Origin of the sequence: Mangrovibacter phragmitis (genome assembly GCF_040429585.1) — a bacterium.
In the GTDB taxonomy this organism is placed as follows: domain Bacteria; phylum Pseudomonadota; class Gammaproteobacteria; order Enterobacterales; family Enterobacteriaceae; genus Mangrovibacter; species Mangrovibacter phragmitis.
Map to the genome: position 1 here is coordinate 4,111,457 of NZ_CP134782.1, position 20,594 is coordinate 4,132,050.

Below are 20,594 nucleotides of genomic sequence, written 5' to 3' on the forward strand. Positions count from 1 at the left end.
AAACGGCATTCCATTATGCAATGGATCCGTTCTGCGACAGGAAAGCCGCTTATGTCAGAAATTGTACTGCCCAGCATCAGTGAGTTTATCGCTCAAGTTTCTCCCCTGAATTCATTACCCGTTAGTGCGCAAAAAACCATTGCGAGCCACTTGCGTATTCGCTACCTGGCGGCCGGGGAAACCCTGCCTTTCGATGCCAGCGAAGAAGAGCGCTGGCTGTATGTGGTGCGCACCGGGGCGCTGGAACAACGCTGGCGTGATGGCGTATTGCGGGCCCGTCTCGGGCCAGAAGACTTATTTGGCTTTACCTTTCTCGAAGGAGTACCGGGCAATCCGGAAGATTGTTATAACGTGACCGCGTTACAAAACACCCTGCTCTATCAAATTCCGCATTCTTTGTTGAAAAACCTGCTGAACACCTGGCCAGAATACGCCACCCATTTTTCGATTAACGCCCATGAACGGCTGGGCTCTGCCATGAATGTGGTCTGGTCAAACGACGAAAAAGGGTTGTTTGTTCGCAAGGTTGCGGATGTCGCCAGCGATGTGATTTCTGTCGTTCAGTCAGAGACCACTATTCAGCAAACCGCCTGGCAAATGCGCGGTATCGACCGTTGCTCTACGGCAGTAGTCATGGAAGATGACCAGATTGTTGGCATTATTACTGACCGGGATATGTCATTACGTGTCGTCGCCCAGGGGGTTGATACCCGCCGCCCGGTCAAAGAGGTCATGACACCTTCACCGGTCACTATTGGCCCGAACGAACTTATCATGCAGGCAGTCGCCTTAATGATGCAGCACGGCATTCGCGGGTTGCCCGTCGTCAACCAGAACCGGCCTGTCGGGCTGTTAACCACCTCACATCTGGTGCAGCACCACCGGGTGCAGGCCATTTTCCTGATTGAAAAAATTAACCACTGCAATACGGTTGAAGAACTGTCTGCGCTGGCCGTTGAACGCCAGGCGGTGTTTGAAGCGTTGGTGGAAGGCAATTTGCACAGCGAAAGCACGCATCTTGTCATGACCATGATTATGGATGCCTGCACCCGCAAGTTAATTAACCTGGCCATTCAGCACCTGGGAACACCCCCGTGCGAGTATGCCTGGCTGGTGGCAGGCTCCCACGCCCGTAACGAAGTCCACATGATGTCAGACCAGGACAGTGCGCTGGTGCTGGCCGATACTGCAACGGAAAGCGATATTATTTGGTTTATGCATATGGCGATGTATGTCAGCAACGGGCTGGATATGTGTGGTTACCCACTGTGCACGGGCAACTATATGGCTGTCTCCCGCCGCTGGTGCCAGCCTGCGCATGTCTGGCAGGAATATTTCAAAAAATGGGTGCGCAACCCGGAATACAGCCAGTTGCTCAACGCCACCGTATTTCTGGAAACCCGGGCGCTGGCAGGCAATGCTGCCCTGTGTGAAACAGTACAGCAAACGCTGCTTGATAGCATTGCCCGGTGTCCGGGCTTTTTACGCGCACTCACCCGTGATGCCGTTCAGACCAGCCCGCCACTGGGGATTTTTAATAACCTGGTGCTGGAAAAAAGTGGTACGGACACCAAAACGCTGAATATCAAACGCTATGCCCTGACGCTGATTATTGACCTGGCCCGTATTTACGCACTGGCGGCAGGTTGTAGTGAAACGCGCACCGAAGCCCGGTTTATTGCCGCCAGGGATAAAGGCTTATTATCAGCAGACAGCTGTACCAATATTATCGACACGTTCCATTTTCTGACCCGTCAGCGCCTGTTACATCAGTGCCAGCAAATTCGCCAGGGTCAGCCAGCAGACAACCAGATAAACCCACAGGATTTTGGCAGTTTCGAGCGCAAGCATCTCAAAGACGCGTTCAGGATAATTTCAGGTTTGCAGGATGCCGCGAAGTTGAGGTTTGTGAAAGAATGAGGCTGCAATTCCCCTGGCCCGGCCCCACCCAGCGTTGGCGCAAATTACACCAGCAACAGCAGCGCTGGCAGCAGACTGGTGGCTTGCCTCCGGCGTTGCAGCGCCTGGTGAATACTCCCCTTCCGGGTGCAGATACCTTGTTGCACGATTACCCCTGGCTGGCGTTTGATTTTGAAACCTCCGGCATGAACGCAGAACAGGCGCATATTCTGAGCATTGGCTTTGTACCTGTGCTTGCCCGGCAAATCGCCCTTGACCAGGCGCAACACCACTATGTTTCCTCCTCCGTAACAATAGCAGCCCAAACCGCTGTTCTCACTCATATTACGCCGGAAATGCTGAAAAATGCCGCTGGCATTGATGCAGTAATGGAACAGTTGTTCACCCACCTGGCCGGGCATGTTGCTGTGGTACATGGCAAAATGGTGGAGGCCCGTTTTATCAATCATTACCTGATGACGCGCTATGGGCTGGACACTCTACCCATTATCTGGCTGGACACGCTTGAAATGGGGCGTCAGCACCAACGTCTGCAACAGGATGGCAGGGAAGACTACCGGCTGGCATCATTACGTTCCCGCTGCGGTTTACCTTCCTATACCGCACATAATGCGCTGAGTGATGCTGTCGCGACAGCCGAGCTTGCCCTGGCTCAACTGGCCTGCCGCTTTTGCAGCATCCCGCCAACTATTGGCGCTATTCTTGGTTAGCACCTGGCATTCACCTGTTTTTCCGAGGTTACCTATCGGCTTATCTTTCACTTATCATCATTAAATAAAAACTATAAAAATACTTACTTTTCATTACGTTATAAATAAAACTATTCATGACCTGTGTCACTTTGTTTCCTGATTATCTGCCCACAATAGCGGCTCCACACTATGGAGAGAAGATAAAGGAGCCCTATGTCTGTTTCCCCCACTCACAATGAACCTGCGGTGACACCCGGTGCCTGGCTGGCACTGGCCTTTGCCGTGGTATTTTTCTCCGGTATTGCCAGTGGCGATAGCTGGTACGGCATTTTTGATTTCACTACATTAAATGGCGCATTTGGCCGTGTGGTCTCTGGTGTGCAACTGAATGATGGCACGCTAACCACCAGCACCATAAGCTTTCGCGGTGTTGGCGGGCATGGTGCGATGGACGGCTTCCTGTTTGCTCTGGGGCTGATACCCGCCGTGATGTTTGCGCTGGGCATGATAAACGTCCTGGAGCACTACGGCGCGTTGCGTGCCGCCCGCCGTTTACTCACTCCACTGCTGCGCCCTTTATTGGGGTTACCAGGCCATACCGGGCTGGCCCTGATTGGCAGCCTGCAAAGTACTGATGTTGGGGCATCATTAACCCGTAATCTCGCCGAACAGGGCGAAATCAGTGAAGACGAACGTGATGTTTTTGCGATGTTTCAGTTCTCGGCGGGTGCCATGCTGACCAATTTTTTTGGTTCTGGTGCGGTGTTATTTGCCCTGGTTGCTGCAGACGGCTCAGTGGTCGTTCCCGCCTCAATTGGTAGCTGTATTGCCGTGATGTTTATCATGAAGATTGTCGGCGCAAACATGATGCGTCTGTGCCTGCTGACCCGCAGGGGTAAAACTGCCACCCCGCCTGTTACCCGCAAGGAGAGCTGATATGTCGACAACCCCGCGCCCTATGGTGACAGATATTTTTATTGAAGGCGCCCGTAAAGGCTGGACCGTCGCCACGACCAGTACATTACCAAATGTGGTAATGGCGTTTATTCTTATAAAAGCACTGGAAATTACCGGAACCTTGTCTCTGATAGGCAAAGTGTTCGCGCCTGTAATGGGGGTGTTCGGTTTGCCTGGTGAAGCCGCTGCGGTTCTGATTGGCGCCTGGATGTCAATGGGAGGTGCTATTGGTGTGGTTATCGGCCTGTTTGAACGCGAGATACTGGCCGGTGAGCATATTGCGATTCTGGTGCCCGCCATCTATCTGATGGGTTCGCAGGTACAGTATCTCGGCCGTATTCTTGGGGTAATTGGTACCCGCGCGGCGCGCATACCGCTGATGATTGGCATCTCATTGCTTAACGCCTTCCTCGCTATGTGGCTAATGCGCATCATTCTCTGACGATAAGGATACTGAATATGGATATGAACCATTACACCCGTCTGCTCAGCCAGCTGGTCAATATTGATTGTGGTACCCAGACGCCGCAAGGTGTCGCCACGGTAGCATCACGGCTTTGTGCCTTGTGGCAGGAAGCTGGCTGGTTTACCCGCACAGTAGAACTGGACGATGCCTGTGGGCCAGGTTTGCTGGTCACTAACCGCCATGAAGCGGCACATTATGATGTACTGCTCATCGGCCATATGGATACCGTTTTTCCTCCGGGGACTGTAGCACAGCGCCCAATGAGCGAAGACGAAACCCGGATATATGGCCCGGGCGTGTCAGACATGAAAGCCGGTTTACTGAATATTTTCTTCGCCCTGAATAACCTGACCAAAACAGACAATGAGCGGTTGTCGATAGCGGTTGCCATGAACCCGGATGAAGAAGTCGGTTCTCCCTGGTCTCAGCAATGGCTGAGCGAACTGGCTAGCCGTGCCCGTGTTGTACTGGTTTGCGAAGCGGCCCGTGCCGATGGTTCACTGGTTAAAGCACGTAAAGGCGTGGCAACCTGGGAAATACACTTTAGTGGGGTCGCAGCCCATGCGGGTAATGAGCCGGAAAAAGGGCGCAGTGCGATTACCGCCCTGGCACATACAGTACTGGCCGTTAACCAGCTTGCCAGTCTGGATGCGGGGACAACAGTGAATGTGGGGATTATCAGCGGAGGGGATGCGCCAAATATTGTCGCGGCCCACGCTTCTGCCACAGTCGATATCCGTTTCTGGGAAAACAGTGATTACGAAAGGGTAAAAGAGGCTCTGTTCACATTGTGCAGCAAACCGGGGTACAACGGAGTGGCGCTGTCTGCTCACTGTCTTGCCCATAAACCTGCCATGACGCCAGGCAAAGCGACCGGGGCGCTAATGCATCATATTGAACAGGCTGGTGAGTGTTGTGGCGTGCCCATAACCTGGCAAGCGGTTGGCGGAGGAAGTGATGCGAATTTAACCGCGGCATTAGGGATCCCTACCGTGGATGGCCTGGGGCCTGTTGGAGGTGGTTTCCATTCACCTGATGAATACCTGGAAAAGGCATCTGTCGCACCGAGAATCGCGCTCTTAGGCGAAATTATCAGCGGATTACCTTGCAGTGAGGATATAGTAGAAAACACTAATAATTAATTAATCTTATCTATAAGTGCTATTTTTAACTAAAAATAGTCATAATGAAAAAGTATTAGTCTACTACCAGTTTAAGTAGCCCCCGATGACAAGCCGATTAAATCGGTTACAATGTCGGCGAATAACATAAAAATTAATCCGTGAAAATTGCCCGGCCAGTGGCCGGGATTTTTTTCTTGCCTGCTACAGATACCTGCAAATGGCAAAGAACAGGGAAGTAAAACAACCCGCAATACTTTGCCTGAATTGCGTGTTCAGCCATGGCGCAGGTATAACCGGGGTACGTGCAGTATCACCGCCCCACTCCCCGGCTATACATCAGGTTAAAACGATTCCCAGTCCCCAGCAGTACTGACTTCTGTCCGGCTGGTTTTCTTCACCGGCGAACTGAGTGCTGCTTTCGGTGCAGAATGGCCCAGGTTTGCCTGACGCCCAATGTTGTCGCGCTGGTCCGTGGACAGGCGGAATTTCGCCACAGAACGCTGCAGGCCTTCCGTCTGGCGTTCCAGTTCTGCTGCTGCAGTGGCAATTTCCTGAACCAGTGAGGAGTTTTGCTGGGTCACACTATCCATCTGGGTAATCGCAATCCCCACCTGAGACACACCTTTACTCTGCTCTTCAGAAGCACTGGCTATCTGCTTCATTATTTCGGTCACATTGGAGACAGCTTTAACAATATCCCCCATGGTGCTACCTGCTTCATCCACCTGGCGGGAACCGTTATCCACCCGTTGTACTGAGTCGCTGATAAGCGCTTCAATCTCTTTTGCTGCCCCGGCGCTACGCTGGGCCAGGTTACGTACCTCACTGGCCACCACGGCAAAACCACGCCCCTGCTCACCAGCACGAGCGGCTTCAACTGCTGCGTTCAGTGCCAGAATGTTGGTCTGGAAAGCGATACTGTTAATCACATTGGTAATTTCAGCAATTTTCTTCGAACTCTCGGAAATCCCCTGCATGGTACTGACCACATCGCCAACCAGGCGACCGCCTTTGCTGGCCGTTTCAGAAGCCTGCTGCGCCAGCGCACTGGCATGATTAGCGTTTTCCGCATTGAGCTGCACAGTAGACGTGATTTGTTCCATACTGGCCGCGGTTTCCACCAGGGCAGCGGCCTGCTGCTCAGTGCGCGAAGAGAGGTCGTTGTTACCAGACGCAATTTCCGTCGCCCCCTGCCAGATATTCTCGGTACCAGAGCGAATTGCGCTGACCGCAGTCCGCAGGCTGTCCTGCATTGCCCTGAGTAATGGCACCAGTTTCCCGACACAGTTACGCCCTTCATCCACCAATGGCTGGCTCAAATCCCCTTCTGCTATGACACGGAAATGCTCGCGGATCCTGTCCAGCGGTTTTACCAGGAAACGGACTAAATAGCGGTCGGTGAACAGCAACAATGCAAGACCAATCAATACGGCAATAATAATGATGGTTTTAGTCACCGACGTCAGGTGAGCAACTTCTCTGCGCGTCTCATCAAGCTGAGCGCCAGCGGCTTTATTGTAGCTGGTTGCCGCTGCGCCAAAGGCACGGCTTAACGCAGGCGTCACATTGTGCGCATGGTTGCGGTATTGATCCGCAGTACCAGAGCGTGCCAGCTCCATTTGTGGTGTAACGCCTTCTTCATACAACTTTTGCCATGCGTTGATAACCTTGTCGGAGGTCTCTTTATCCATGGGGCCTGGCGAGCCTTGTTTAAAAACAGCCAGTTGATGCGCCATATTGTCCAGCGCTTCTTTGACTGGCCCAAAGTCTGCCTCAGTCGGCATTTTGCCATCCGCTTTGTTTTCCATTAAGCGGGTCAGGCGGGTTATAAAACGGAAGTATTGATCATTACCACGGCTCAGCGCATTCATCTGATCCGCCAGTAACTGACCTTTGGTATTCCCTGCAGTCTGCTGGTCAAGGGAGTAGACACTGTAGGCACCGACACCACACCACAGCAGGCAAAACAAGCCCAATACTGACAGCATGACCGAACGAATTGTAAAATTTTTAAGGAAGCCCATATCTGCACCTTGTAACTGGTTATTATTTAATCGCAGTTCGAAACATCTGAAGGGGTTATCGGCACCCGGTGCAGAACATGTAACTTATTTTCTTATTGTCACGATGTAATTTGATGGCCGCTCACAAATTACCGCTAAAACATTGGGGAAATCAGGTCAGCCGGTGTTGTTTATCCGGATACATTTTCGCCGGGCAGTGGCTGTCTCCTGCCATCTGGCATAGCTCAATTTCAATCGTATTGCATATTGCGTCCAGGGCGAGATCGTTCGCTTCTGTTCCGAAGGGCTCTTCCAGCTCTTCCGCCAAAGTATCCAGCGAGATAAAAGTATAAGAAATAAAGACAGAAACCATCGGAGTAAAGACGTGGATCTGGTTTATCAGCGCAAAAGGTAACAACGTACAAAAAGCATAGACTGTGCGGTGCAAAATCAGTGAGTAGGCAAACGGCACTGGTGTATTGGCGATACGCTCACAACCACCCAAAATACCAGAGAGTTGATTCAGGTGTGCATTAAGGTTCTGGTAGAGAATATCGGAAATCCGCCCACTACGGCGTGCCTCAGCCACCTTTTCCCCCATGATTAACAATAACCGGTTACAGGGGGTTTGCTGGGTATTCACGAAAGTGGCTACGGGCAGTTCAATAAACCGTTGTAACACTGCGGCTACCGGTTTATGACGCAACTGGTAATTAAGGCAGTAGCAAAATGCCAGCAGGTCGTTTTTCAGGCTTTGCTGATAGTGAGCATCGTTGGGAAATAAGGTTATAACTTCACGCATTAATGAACGGCAATTAATTAGCAGGCTGCCCCACAATTGGCGCGCCTCACAATAACGCGCCCATGACGCACTGTTACGGAACCCAAGGAAAATCGCAATCGCAATACCCAACAGGCTGAAGGGCGCAAGGGTTATTTTAACATGCAGGCTTTCATACCAGCTATATACCCCAAGCAATATCAAGGATAACAGCAAATTCAATAATAACCGTGAGTATATTTTAGACATCACGGAACCGTGCCACGCAAATAACCGCGTGAACCAGTGTTGAGCCGGGCGAACAATCATAATAGTCAGTCTGTGTCAGTCATAACGCGTAGTGCGCTTATTGTATGCAGGCCGGGTAACGCTAGCACAAGGGCACGTTCAACTCTAGCCAAAAAGCTAAACGACTTATGTCAGCCAGCCGCATTAAAAGAGGAAATCATGAGTAGAATAAAGGGGATTATTTGAGTGTTTTTTCCCTGCCAGCCAGCCTGCAACATAATAACCAGCGGCAAGGCCAATACAGCAGATAACAGACCATAAATGGGTAAAAAACCTTTTTTTTAACTATCACTGTTAGCTTTACGACAATTTCTCAGCGTAATTACAGGGTTTTAACCACAGAAACAGAAACATATAACCAACAGACTGGCAACATCCCCAATACTTCCCGTCACAAAAATAATCCCCTTATTTTTAAACCGGAATACCCTTATTGACTATGCGTCACTCCACGATACAGAGAAGAAAAAAAGCCTGCTAAATAGCAGGCCTGAAACCGATGACACCCTCACTTAAACAGCGGAATACCATTGGTAAGTACAAGGGAATACCCAAACAATTAATTCATTGATATACGATACATCGCTACAGTAACAACCGGTTAGTGGTTAACCGATAATGCATCGTAACCTTTCCAGCGGTAATTCAGCATTGATACTATCCAGCAGAAAATAAATAAGCCGACCACCACAAACCCGGCATTACCTAAATTATCATTGAGTAAACTCACGATATTCCAGAAGCCACCCTGTAAATCCAGTTTTTCCATAACCAGGCCAAGCGCTTCCATACCACCAATAAACAGCGCAACGACCACAGAAGTTCCGGTAATGGTCATATTGTAATAAAGCTTGCGTTGGGGTTTGTTAAACGCCCAACCATATGCGCCAACCATCACAAAATTATCCAGCGTATCAATCAACGCCATTCCACTGGCAAATAACGCCGGGAAGACCAGTATTGACCAAATCGAAATGCCGTTGGAAGCTGACGCCGCCGAAATACCCAGTACACCAATTTCCGTTGCGGTATCAAAGCCCAGGCCAAACAAGAAGCCAACAAGATACATCTGCCAGCTATGGGAAATTAACCGAAATGTCCGCTTAAACAACCAGCTCATGATGCCGCCGCCAATGGCATCTTCCATAACATTGTTTGCCGGCTCGCCACGTTTCAGGCGGCTAAATGCGTGCCATACTCCACGCAAAATCACCAGATTCACCAGTGCCATAGCCAGTAAGAACACGGCAGAAACCGTTGTGCCTATTACACTACCGGTTTCATGAAACCAGTCCATTTTATGCTGAAAAGCCGCCGCTGTGGCTGCAATGGCAATCGTGGCAAGAATCACAATGCTGGAGTGCCCCAGCGAAAACCAGGCACCCACACCCAGTGGACGTTTCCCTTGCTGCATCATCTTGCGGGTAACATTGTCGATAGCGGCAATATGGTCAGCATCCACGGCATGGCGTAAACCATAGCACCAGGCCAGCAAACTGGCAGCCATCAGCGCCGGGCTGTGGCTAAAAGAGATAAACGCCCAGCCCCACGCGCCAAGGTTAGCTAATAACAAAGCACTGACCAGTGACACGGCGCGCCCATCCAGATGAGACATTTTCAACAACATAACAGGTTCCTTGGTTATCCCTGCAACCGGGCAGCCGCGACCAGCGCCTGCCCCCATGAAAGTGCGCCGTCTCCTGCCGGAAGAGCATGGGGAAACAACACATGATAATCGCCAAGCCAGTGCTGAAGGCGCTGGCGAAAAAGCCGATTGTGAAAAACACCGCCTGCGCAGACCACGGTAGTAATACCCTGTGTCCGGGCATGCTGACTGGCCAGTTGAGCGAACCCCCGAGCCAGCGCATCATGAAACACCCAGGCTTTTTCTGGCACCGTTGCATTCAGCGCCAGAAAAGCGGGCCAGAAAACAGCCAGGTCCAGCATGTTATTCTTCACGGGTAAGGGAATGGTGTGGCGCAAGCCTGAGCACTGCAAAGCCAGCGCCTCAAGGCTACAGGCCGCTTCCCCCTCCCAGGTTTGCTGGTCTGCCACACAACCCAGTGCTGCGGCTACTGCATCAAATAACCGCCCGGCAGAAGACGCCAGCGGTGCATTAACTCCCCGGACAATGGCTTTCTCCAGCACAGCCCAGGGGTGCGCCAGCAAACTGGCGCAGTACGGGTTGCTCTGCCAGCCTGGCACAAAAGCCAGACATTGCGCCAAAAAATTACGCCAGGGCTGGCGTGCGGCCAGGTCTGCGCCGGGTAAAGCAACAGGGGGCAACCCGCCCAGGTGGCGGCACTGGCGGTAGTCCACCAGCAAACACTCCCCACCCCACAACGCGCCATCACTTCCCATGCCAATACCGTCCAGGCTGAGCCCTATCACAGGTTTGGTTGACCGTGGTAAACCATGCTCGCCCATACACGCGGCCAGGTGCGCGTGGTGATGCAATACCGTTTGTACCGGTAACCCCATGTCACGGGCAATACTGTAAGTCTGGTAACCCGTGTGCGCATCGGCCACGATATGCCGGGGAGTAAAACCATAGACTTCGCACATCACATGCCAGGCCTGCCACCACTGTTCCTCCACCTGAGGGTCGTGCAGATCCCCCAGGTGCTGGCTGAGAACAGCCTGGTGACCACGCGCCAGGCAGAAGGTATTTTTAAGGTCGCCCCCCAGGCTCGCCAGCGGTTCCACTGACGCAAATCCAGGTGGTAGCAGTAAGGCATCGGGGACAAAGCCTCTGGCCCGGCGCAGCATCGCACCATCGGCAGCCAGTACTGAATCATCCATCCGTTGCAGGATGTCGCGGTTATGCAGCAGGAAACCATCAGCGATACCCGCCAGGTCGCTACAGGCGTCTTCATTACTCAACACGGGAGGCTTGCCGCTCAGGTTGCCAGATGTCATCACCAGTGGGCGGTTCACGCCCTGCATCAATAAATGCTGAATAGGGTTGGCTGGCACCATCACCCCCACTTCGTTCAACCCCGGCGCGATGGCGGAACACAGATTATTAACCTGCGTTTTATCCACCAGCACAACGGGTGCTGCCGGTGTTAACAACAGTTTCTGCGTGCTGGCGCTCAGTGATGCGGCATCTGGCAGCATCACCGCCAGCGGTTTGCCTGGGCGCTGTTTGCGCTGGCGCAGGCGCATCACCGCCTGCAGGCTGGTAGCGTCACAGGCCAGGTGAAATCCGCCCAGGCCTTTAACCGCCACAATCTCTCCACGCAACAAACAGGCGATAGCCTGCTGTAGTGCCGCTTCCCCTGCCAGTGCGGGTTCCCCACTATGCTGCCAGGAAAGTTGCGGGCCACATTCCGGGCAGGCGACAGGCTGGGCGTGGAAACGCCGGTCAGCCGGGTTCTGATACTCGCGCTCACACAGGGTGCAGAGCGGAAAAGCGGCCATTACAGTATTTGGCCGGTCATAAGGCATCGCACGGATAATCGTGAGGCGCGGGCCACAGTGTGTACAGTTGATAAAAGGATAGCGATAACGGCGTTCAAGCGGGTCATTCATTTCAGCGAGGCAGGCCGGGCAGGTTGCCGCATCCGGGGCTATTTGCGTCACCATTGCGCCTTGTGTTGCGCTCTGGCGAATGGTAAACCCCTGCGGCTCTGCAACCCAATGAAAGGGAGACGGCTCAATGCTGTCAATCCGCGCCAGCGGAGGGCAGTGTTGATGTAAACCGTCAACAAATGCCTGGCTGTTGCCATACAGGCGCACCAGCACGCCAGCGCTGTCATTGCAGACATCGCCAGTCAGATTGAAATGTTGCGCCAGTTGCCAGACAAAGGGACGAAACCCCACTCCCTGAACTTTACCGCGAATGCGTAAGCAAATACCGTTATCGTTCATCTTTTTATCATACGCTGCGAGCCAGGCCCGCAGCGCATTTCCAGCCTTATGCGATAGCTTCGCGCAGGCGTGCTTTCATATCGTTGTAAGTGGTTTGTGCATAATTCTCTGCCCAGCGCTGGTCTTCAATCGCCGTCACGTTAACCGCACAATATTTGGTTTCCGGTGTTTTGGAGATGGGATCCAGATTGTCCTGAGTCAGTTCGTTACATGCGCCAATCCACCACTGGTAGGTCATGTACACGGCACCCGTATTGATACGTTCGTTGATATTGGCACGGCTGATAACTTTCCCGCGGCGGGAAGCCACCCAGACCAGTTGCTGGTCTTTCACACCAAGGCGTTGCGCATCTTCCGGGTTAATCTGGACAAAGCCCGGTTCATCCGCCAGCGTTTGTAGTGCAGCACAGTTACCGGTCATAGAACGGCAAGAGTAGTGGCCCACTTCACGCACCGTACACAAAACCAGCGGGTAGTCGTTATCCGGCACTTCAGCCGGTGCACGCCACTGTGCAGCAAACAACTTGCCTTTGCCGGTATCGGTATCGAACTTGTTATCTTTGTACAGATACTGGGTCCCTGGGTGGTCAAGGGTTGGGCAAGGCCACTGAACGTGCCCCATATCCCCCATTTTTTCGTAGGTCGCGCCATAGAACAGCGGGCACAACTCACGCAACTCATCCCAAATTTCCTGGTTATTTTCGTAGTGCATCGGGTAACCCATTGCTGTCGCAAGCAGGCTGATAATTTCCCAGTCACGTTTTACGTTGTACTGCGGCTCAATGGCTTTTTCGAAACGCTGGAAACCACGGTCAGCACAAGTGAAGACACCACCATGCTCACCCCATGACGTCGCAGGCAGCAGCACATCCGCCACTTCTGCGGTTTTGGTCATGAAGATATCCTGCACAACAACAAAATCGAGCGCTTCGAACCCTTTACGCACCAGACCCAGGTCGGCTTCGGTTTGCAGCGGGTCTTCGCCCATGATGTAGTAGGCTTTGATTTTCCCTTCCAGCGCCAGGTGTGGCACTTCAGTAATGCGGGTACCCACTTTGTCATCCATGATTGCCGGGTCAATGTTCCAGGCTTTGGCAAACTTGGCACGCACATCGGCGTCGGTAACATTCTGGTAGCCAGGGAACTGGTTAGGCAGAACCCCCATATCACAGGCGCCCTGTACGTTGTTCTGACCACGAACCGGGCCAACCCCAACATTTTCACGGCCCAGGTTGCCGGTCAGCAAAGCAAGGCTTGCGAGGCCTTTCACCACGTCAACAGCCTGGCCAAACTGAGTAACCCCCATCCCCCACATGATGGTGGCGGAAGGTGCTGCAGCATAGGTACGCATCGCCTGGCGGATTTGTTGCGCGCTCACCCCGGTCAGGTGTTCTACGGCTTCCGGTGCGTAGTCTTTTACCACTTCACGGTAAGCATCCAGACCTTCGGTATATTTCGCAACGTATTCTTTGTCGTAGAGATTTTCTTCCAGCAGAACGTAGGCGAAGGCATTGACCAGCGCCATGTTACAACCGTTTTTAATTTGCAAATGCTGGTCAGCAATACGGGCGGTTTCAATGCGACGCGGATCGCAAACAATGATTTTGGCACCATTTTCTTTGGCTTTAATCACCCGGCGCGCCACGATGGGGTGTGAATCCGCACAGTTGTAGCCAATAACCAACAGGCAACGGGAATTTTCAATGTCACCAATGGAGTTACTCATTGCCCCATTACCTAATGTTGCCTGTAAACCGGCAACCGACGGGCCATGGCACACACGCGCACAGCAATCGACGTTATTGGTATTGAGCACTGCACGGGCAAACTTCTGCATCACAAAGTTAGTTTCGTTACCCGTACCGCGAGAAGAACCGGTAGTCATGATAGACCGTGGGCCATATTTGGCTTTGATATCGCTTAAACGCTTTGCGGTATAGCTAATCGCTTCTTCCCAGGAAACAGGCTGAAGCTTGCCGCCTTTTTCATAGCGAATCATCGGCTGCTGGAGGCGTGGCGTCAGCAATTTGGTATCGTTCAGGAAGTCCCAGCCATAGTAACCTTTAAGGCATAATTCGCTCTGGTTGGTTTTCCCGTCTGCGGCTTCGGCACGGATAATTTTGTTGTTTTCAACGACAAGTTTCAGTTTGCAGCCTGCTCCGCAATAGGGGCAAACACTGGTAATTTTTTTCATCTATAACAGACCTGTTAAAAGTTGAAAGTCACTGAGGTTAAAACATCAGCGAGGTGGAGGTATCCAGAGCAGCACGGCGGCGTTTTTCCGCACTCATTGACTCCAGCTTATTTCTGTCGACACAAACAATTGCGTTGGTCGGGCAGGCTTCAACACAGGCAGGGCCATTTTCACGGTGAAAACACAGGTCACATTTGTGCGCTTCTGCTTTTTCAGCCTGAATATTCAACCCGGCACCGCTGTTACGCACCACCGGTTTCACAACGACATCCATCGCGCCATATGGGCAGGCAACAACACAGGTTTTACAACCAATGCAGCGTTCTTGCATGACATGAACAAAACCTTTATCGCGGCTGATGGCGCCGTTCGGGCAAACATTGGCACAGGGAGCATCTTCACACTGGCGGCACATGGTTGCTGTCGAGATATTGACGCCTTTAATAACGTGAATGCGTGGTTGAAAAGTCTGTGGCGTCAGCGCAGCGCAATCCTGGTTTTCCTGGTGAGATACCACACATGCCACTTCACATGTGCGACACCCGATACATTTGCTCGCATCAGCAAGGATGAAACGGTTCATCTACTTCTCCAGCAGTAATAGTGGTTTCCGCGCTTATTAAGCACGTTTCATGCCAATTATTAACATACTGTTATTTAACACTTTTATTTTTTATTATTGCCAAAAAAAATGTCATCGACATAAGTGACGATGACATCTGACAACATGATGACAGCGAAAAATCAGCAGTCTGGCTCCAGTAAAGCAAAGCCGCCCTGCCCTTCCCAACCAGCCAGCCTGGCATAAACTTCATCCACGGCAGCAATCACCGGTGCGGTCATGGGGTAATAAAAACCCACGATATCGGGTTGGATACCGAGGAAAATCACCTCGCCCACATCCTCTTTGATTTGGTCAACCAAATAGTTCAGTGGCATGTTATGGGTGGTCATCATAAACATTTCAGCAATATCATCCGGGTTGATAACCCGGATTTCCCCGGGGTTGAGCCCCATTTCGGTGGCATCAACCAGCAGCAGGCGGTCTGGCCGTAATTCCCGAATCGCCACGACGTCATTTTCCGGGGCGCTACCGCCATCTATCAGTACCCAGTTACCCTGAGGCGCCGACCGAAAGCGCTCAGCCAGTAACGGACCGGCGCCGTCATCGCCCATCATGCTGTTGCCAACACATAACAGAACATCAGTCATGTTGCCTCCTGACCATCAGGTACACTGCCGGCTCCTGGTGAATAGCCTGCAACATGGACAGCATTTGCTCACTCCAGCTTTGTTGCTCCGGCGTTTGCTGGCTGCGGGCGTTATCAAACGCGTAAGCCAGCATATCGACATGAGTACTGTCGATAACGATTTCACCATAACGCGGCACACCTTCCATTTTACGCCGCGCCTGGCTGCCCGTTTCGAGTGTTGCCACCCATGCCTGGTAAGCCGGATAAGGGCACGTTAACGCGGCCTTCAGGCAGTCAATCACCCCCAGATGATGGCCAATCGCCAGGCTGTAATACACCACTTGTTGGGCATCTGCGGGCGTATTGTCGTTTTCATCGACAAATTTGCGGCTCAACTGGCTGAACACCACGGTTTCACTCATCAGACTCGCTCCCCAGCCACCAGATTTTGCAGATTGCCGACAATTTCACTCAGGCGCGGATCATTTTCGCTCGACAACCAGCTCCCCACTTTCTCTTCACCCTGCGCCAGCATACGCAGATAATCATTGGCAATCTGGCGGCCATAGCGGTAACCCGCCAGGCGGCGTGCTTCACGCTCAACACGCACACGCAATGGCTGGACCATATCCGGGTGTAATAACTGGGCAGGCTGGTTATCCACTTCGCCCGGCAAACGGGCATGGATTTTCTGCTCAAGCAGCCCCAACGCCATGGCAAAACCATACAGTGTGGCTGCCGGTGTCGGCGGGCACCCCGGAATGTAAACATCCACTGGTACGATTTTGTCGGTACCGCCCCAGACGCAATACAGGTCATGAAAAATGCCGCCGCTGTTGCCACAGGCCCCGTAAGAAATACAAATTTTCGGATCCGGGGCTGATTCCCAGGCACGCAACGCCGGTGAGCGCATCGCGCGGGTGACCGCGCCAGTGAATAACAGGATGTCGGCATGGCGTGGAGATGGCACGACTTTGATGCCGAAGCGTTCAGCGTCAAACAGGGGAGAAAGCGTGGCGAAGATTTCAATTTCACAGCCGTTGCAACCACCACAGTCCACCCGGTAAACATAGGCGGAACGTTTAATCTTTTTCAGCAATGACGCTTTCATCTGCGCAATGGATTCATCCACTGTCATGGGGACCGGGATCCCGTTGGCGTCGCGTGGCCCTAACAGGTTGCTCATCAGCTGGCCTCCTTCATCTGGCGGCTGAAATCAATTTTGTCTGACGGCGCAAGGCACTGCTGACGCTTGCAGTCCGGGCAGGTTTCAAAACTTTCCCGGCGGGATTCGGCGCGCGGGTCACCCTCGTGGGCTAACAGAGCAATGGCGTAATCAATCTCTTTTTGTACCGCAAAAGGCTTGCCGCATTCCCGGCAATGGCACAGGTCAAAACGCGCCTGCTGGAGGAAATCCTCTTTACGCCATACAGCAAGCTCGTACTCCTGGGAGAGCTTAATCGCCGCAGTTGGGCAAACTTCTTCGCACCGGCCACAAAAAATGCAACGCCCAAGGTTAAACTGCCAGGCTTGCTGGTCAGTTGCCAGGTCTGTTTCCACGCTCAGTGCGTTAGACGGGCAGGCATTAACGCAGGCTGCGCAACCAATGCATTGCTGAGGGTTATGTTGCGGCTTACCCCGGAAATTTTTATCAACCTCAATCGGGCTGAGCGGGTAGCTTTGCGTCGCCACCCCGGTTTTCAACGCTTTTTTGATAAACGTAAACATCATTACTCCTCTGCGCCCACCAGACGCGGGCGCCAAAGACGTTATTTCAGTGGCGAGTTTTTGCGTTCAATGCTGTAACGTTCGAGCTCTTTATAAGGCACAACTTTGCTTTTACGTTTACGCACATCCACTACCGTCATACGGTCCGTGCAGGAGTAGCACGGGTCAAGGCTGCCGATAATCAACGGTGCGTCAGACACGGTATTACCGCGCAACATATAACGCAGAGTTGGCCAGTTGGCATAAGTTGCGGCACGGCAGCGCCAGCGATACAGCTTCTGGTTGTCGCCAGTCATACTCCAGTGGATATCATCGCCACGCGGTGCTTCTGCAAAACCTAAAGCGAAGCGGTGGGGAATGTATGTGAAGCCTTCCACCATCAGCGGGCCACCTGGCAGGTTATCCAGACCGAAATCAATCATATTCAGTGCGGTAAATACTTCGTTAATTCGCACTTTGAGGCGGGAAATGACATCGCAGCCCTGTTCACTGTGGACTTCCATCGGCAGTAATCCGTAACCGACAAACGGGTGATCGGCACGGGTATCGCGGGCATGCCCGCTGGCGCGCACCATTGGGCCCACGTTACTGAAGTCACGGGCTATTTGCGGGTCAAGGCGGCCAATTCCCACAGTACGCTGTTCAATATTTGGCGTACTGAGCAGAATATCGACCAGATCCTGCACGTCACGGCGCATCTGCTGAGCCAGCTTACGTGTCTGAATCATGTCATCTTTGAGCATGTCGCGGCGAATACCGCCAATCAGGTTCAGCCCATAGGTTTTGCGCGCACCGGTCAGGATTTCAGCCATTTTCATAGACTGCTCACGTACCCGGAAGAACTGCATAAAGCCGGAGTCAAACCCGACAAAGTGGCAGGCCAGCCCGAGGTTGAGCAGGTGGCTGTGCAGGCGTTCCACTTCCAGCAGAATCGCGCGAATCATCTGCGCCCTTTCTGGTACCTGAATCCCCATAGCATTTTCCACAGAGGTGGTGTAGGCCGTGCTGTGTGCAAAACCGCAAATACCGCACACCCGGTCAGACAGGAATGTCACTTCGTTGTAACCCATGCGAGTTTCAGCCAGTTTTTCCATACCACGGTGGACATAGAACAACCGGTAGTCGGCATCAATGATGTTCTCGCCATCAACAAACAAGCGGAAATGCCCCGGTTCATCAGAGGTGACATGCAATGGGCCAATCGGCACCACATTGTTTTTCTTGTCACCCAGTTCATTAATGAACGGGTAAGTTTCCTGATCAGTGGTTGGTGCCGGGCGCTGGCGGTAATCCATGCTGTCTTTGCGCAGTGGGTACAAATCATCCGGCCAGTCATCAGGCAGCACCAGGCGGCGTTCATCGGGTAACCCGACGGGTTGCAGACCATACATGTCGCGCACTTCGCGCTCACCCCACACCGCAGCCGGTACGCGTGGCGTTACCGCCGGGTACTCCAGTTTCACCGGGTCCACTTCAACACGGACTGTAATCCAGCAACGCTCGCCCTGCTCCATCGACAAAACATAATAGACTGCGTAGTTACCACACAGCTGACGTTCGTCATTACCAAACAGCACTGACAACCATCCACCTTGTTGGTAGTAGAGATGTTCAACCACCTCTGGCAACCGGTCGACCTTAACCGTTAACGTTATCTGGTCTTTGGTCTGCCAGGCAGCTTCCAGGATAACGCCCGGGAAAGCCTGATGTAGCGCAGCAATATACTGCTGGCCGATTTTTTCTTCTGACATGAATACACTCTCTTAAATCACGCCACCAACAAGGAGACGAACGCTAAAAAGGCAAAGCCGAACCCGGCCCAGGTAACCCGGGAGGTGGCAAGAAAACGCAGTCGCGCCATGCTGTTCTCAAACAGAGCAATCACCAGCACGCCAACCACCAGTTTGACCAGCGCGATAACCACCGCCAGCGCCAGACCAGACCAGGAGAACTGCGTCATTTGCCCCCAGGGGATAAACACACCCAGAAACAGTTGCAGCACCACCAGTTGCTTCAGGCTGATTGCCCATTTCATGACGGCAAACCCGGCACCGCTGTATTCCGACAGCGGCCCTTCCTGCAGTTCCTGTTCAGCTTCCGCCAGGTCGAACGGCAGTTTGCCCATCTCAATGAATGTGGCGAAGCCACAGGCAACCAGTGCCAGAACCAATGAAATACTGTGGGAAACAGGCCAGTGCGCAATAATCAATGCGATATTGCCCACATTAGTGGAACCGGCCACTAACGCTGCCACCCACAAACCCAACAGCAACATGGGTTCAACCAGCACCCCGAGCATCGCTTCACGGCTGGCCCCAAGACCGGTAAACGGGCTGCCGGTATCCAGACCGGCGATAGCGAAGAAAAAGCGCACAATGGCAAACAGGTAGAGAAGCGTTATCAGGTCACCCAGTGGTGCAAGGGGAGAAGCCTTTGTCACCACCGGCAACGCGGTGGCAATTGTTAGCAACACCCCACACATCACAAAAGGTGTCAGGCGGAACACCCAGCCAGATGCCGCAGGTGCTACGCTCTGGCGGCCCAGCAGTTTGACTAAATCTCGGTATTCCTGGAGCAGACCCGGCCCACGGCGGTTATGCAGCCGGGCACGGGCAACGCGCGTCACACCAGTAATCAGGGGAGCCAGTGCAAACAGCACCAGCGCCTGAATACAGGCCAGTAACACAGTATTCATCTTCAGACTCCTCGGGTAATGACAACAACCAGCAATACAGCCAGTTCGATTAAGGCCAGGCGACGGAATACCCCCGCCACACATTCACTCTGCCAGCCCGGGAATAAACGCACCGGGTTCAACCAGGTACGCAGTTTCAGTACCGGTGCAAACGCCCCTTTCACTGGCATGGCAAAACCATGCGCCGTAATCACCATTGATTTTTCGTGGTCGTAGCCGCATACCCAGGCCATGCCTTTACTGCGGGCAGCCAGGCGGTCACCTTTGAGCAACAACATCAGCAGGAAAGGCAGGAATGGGCAGGCCACCAGCAGCAGTGTCATCATGGGTTGAGAAACAGTGGTATGGGCGGTAACCAGCGGTAATGGCACAGCCTGTTGCAGTAATGGCAACAGCCAGGGCGCCGCCACACCAGCCACCACGCAGCACAATGCCAGCCCGATGACACTGAGGTTCATCAATACCGGTGCATGGCGGGCCTGTTCGGCCTCGGCGGTGCGTGGCGCGCCGAGGAACGTTACGCCATACACTTTCGCCATACACATCACCGCCAGCGCCCCGGTGATTGCCAGGCCTACTGCCATCAGCGGCCCAAAGAAGCGGCCAATAAACACCGGTGCATTACTCAAATGGAAGAAAGACTGGCTTTGTTTCCTAAATAGTTTGAACTAAAACGGTAG

Annotated in this window: 17 protein-coding genes and 1 pseudogene; 5 read left to right on the forward strand and 13 right to left on the reverse strand. The window is 52.9% G+C overall.

From position 1 onward, the window contains the following. The first annotated feature begins 51 nt into the window (after positions 1 to 51). The 5 genes from MPHASIOC01_RS19975 to MPHASIOC01_RS19995 all read left to right on the forward strand — a co-directional run bounded on the left by MPHASIOC01_RS19975 (position 52) and on the right by MPHASIOC01_RS19995 (position 5,177). Entirely contained in the window at positions 52 to 1,920 is a 1,869-nt protein-coding gene (locus MPHASIOC01_RS19975) for a putative nucleotidyltransferase substrate binding domain-containing protein (protein ID WP_353613127.1), read from the forward strand. Beyond that, a complete protein-coding gene (locus MPHASIOC01_RS19980; protein ID WP_353613128.1) occupies positions 1,917 to 2,630 on the forward strand; it encodes an exonuclease domain-containing protein in 714 nt (237 codons plus the stop codon). Before MPHASIOC01_RS19975 ends, MPHASIOC01_RS19980 begins: the two co-directional genes overlap by 4 nt. A gap of 195 nt (positions 2,631 to 2,825) precedes the next feature. Further along, positions 2,826 to 3,548: a nucleoside recognition domain-containing protein gene (locus MPHASIOC01_RS19985; RefSeq protein ID WP_353613129.1), complete on the forward strand. Its 723-nt coding sequence runs from the start codon at positions 2,826 to 2,828 to the stop codon at positions 3,546 to 3,548. Position 3,549: 1 nt separating this feature from the next. Beyond that, positions 3,550 to 4,011, forward strand: coding sequence for a YjiG family protein (locus tag MPHASIOC01_RS19990; RefSeq protein ID WP_064599564.1), 462 nt, complete (start codon positions 3,550 to 3,552; stop codon positions 4,009 to 4,011). 17 nt (positions 4,012 to 4,028) lie between these two features. After that, complete coding sequence (locus tag MPHASIOC01_RS19995; RefSeq protein ID WP_353613130.1) at positions 4,029 to 5,177, forward strand: M20 family metallopeptidase; 1,149 nt, start codon at positions 4,029 to 4,031, stop codon at positions 5,175 to 5,177. A 323-nt stretch (positions 5,178 to 5,500) separates the two neighbouring features. Here the strand turns inward: MPHASIOC01_RS19995 and MPHASIOC01_RS20000 are convergent, their stop codons facing one another. The 13 genes and pseudogenes from MPHASIOC01_RS20000 to MPHASIOC01_RS20060 form a co-directional block, all read right to left on the reverse strand. Further along, a complete protein-coding gene (locus MPHASIOC01_RS20000) occupies positions 5,501 to 7,183 on the reverse strand; it encodes a methyl-accepting chemotaxis protein (protein ID WP_064599560.1) in 1,683 nt (560 codons plus the stop codon). 151 nt (positions 7,184 to 7,334) lie between these two features. After that, positions 7,335 to 8,252, reverse strand: coding sequence for a bestrophin family ion channel (locus tag MPHASIOC01_RS20005; protein WP_353613131.1), 918 nt, complete (start codon positions 8,250 to 8,252; stop codon positions 7,335 to 7,337). Between the two features lie 580 nt (positions 8,253 to 8,832). Next, a complete protein-coding gene (locus tag MPHASIOC01_RS20010; RefSeq protein WP_064599772.1) occupies positions 8,833 to 9,858 on the reverse strand; it encodes a HoxN/HupN/NixA family nickel/cobalt transporter in 1,026 nt (341 codons plus the stop codon). A gap of 14 nt (positions 9,859 to 9,872) precedes the next feature. Further along, complete coding sequence (gene hypF, locus MPHASIOC01_RS20015; protein WP_353613132.1) at positions 9,873 to 12,104, reverse strand: carbamoyltransferase HypF; 2,232 nt, start codon at positions 12,102 to 12,104, stop codon at positions 9,873 to 9,875. 46 nt (positions 12,105 to 12,150) lie between these two features. Beyond that, positions 12,151 to 14,298, reverse strand: a complete 2,148-nt coding sequence (gene fdhF / locus MPHASIOC01_RS20020) for a formate dehydrogenase subunit alpha (protein ID WP_064599551.1) — start codon at positions 14,296 to 14,298, stop codon at positions 12,151 to 12,153. 37 nt (positions 14,299 to 14,335) lie between these two features. Further along, positions 14,336 to 14,881 carry an electron transport protein HydN gene (hydN, locus tag MPHASIOC01_RS20025; protein ID WP_064599549.1) on the reverse strand — a complete coding sequence of 182 codons (546 nt, stop codon included), beginning with the start codon at positions 14,879 to 14,881 and terminating at the stop codon, positions 14,336 to 14,338. Positions 14,882 to 15,042: 161 nt separating this feature from the next. After that, complete coding sequence (hycI, locus tag MPHASIOC01_RS20030; protein ID WP_353613133.1) at positions 15,043 to 15,510, reverse strand: hydrogenase maturation peptidase HycI; 468 nt, start codon at positions 15,508 to 15,510, stop codon at positions 15,043 to 15,045. Then, positions 15,503 to 15,913, reverse strand: a complete 411-nt coding sequence (locus tag MPHASIOC01_RS20035) for a formate hydrogenlyase maturation HycH family protein (RefSeq protein ID WP_353613134.1) — start codon at positions 15,911 to 15,913, stop codon at positions 15,503 to 15,505. Before MPHASIOC01_RS20035 ends, hycI begins: the two co-directional genes overlap by 8 nt. Continuing rightward, entirely contained in the window at positions 15,913 to 16,677 is a 765-nt protein-coding gene (locus MPHASIOC01_RS20040; protein ID WP_064599542.1) for an NADH-quinone oxidoreductase subunit B family protein, read from the reverse strand. Before MPHASIOC01_RS20040 ends, MPHASIOC01_RS20035 begins: the two co-directional genes overlap by 1 nt. Continuing rightward, a complete protein-coding gene (locus tag MPHASIOC01_RS20045; RefSeq protein ID WP_036109678.1) occupies positions 16,677 to 17,219 on the reverse strand; it encodes a formate hydrogenlyase complex iron-sulfur subunit in 543 nt (180 codons plus the stop codon). Before MPHASIOC01_RS20045 ends, MPHASIOC01_RS20040 begins: the two co-directional genes overlap by 1 nt. A 41-nt stretch (positions 17,220 to 17,260) precedes the next feature. Further along, complete coding sequence (locus MPHASIOC01_RS20050) at positions 17,261 to 18,970, reverse strand: NADH-quinone oxidoreductase subunit C (protein ID WP_064599541.1); 1,710 nt, start codon at positions 18,968 to 18,970, stop codon at positions 17,261 to 17,263. Positions 18,971 to 18,987: 17 nt separating this feature from the next. After that, positions 18,988 to 19,914 (reverse strand): respiratory chain complex I subunit 1 family protein, encoded by a 927-nt coding sequence (locus MPHASIOC01_RS20055; protein WP_064599540.1) that lies wholly within the window; start codon positions 19,912 to 19,914, stop codon positions 18,988 to 18,990. A gap of 2 nt (positions 19,915 to 19,916) precedes the next feature. Beyond that, positions 19,917 to 20,558 (reverse strand): annotated as a pseudogene (locus tag MPHASIOC01_RS20060) (formate hydrogenlyase subunit 3); the annotation flags it as partial. Positions 20,559 to 20,594 lie beyond the last annotated feature (36 nt).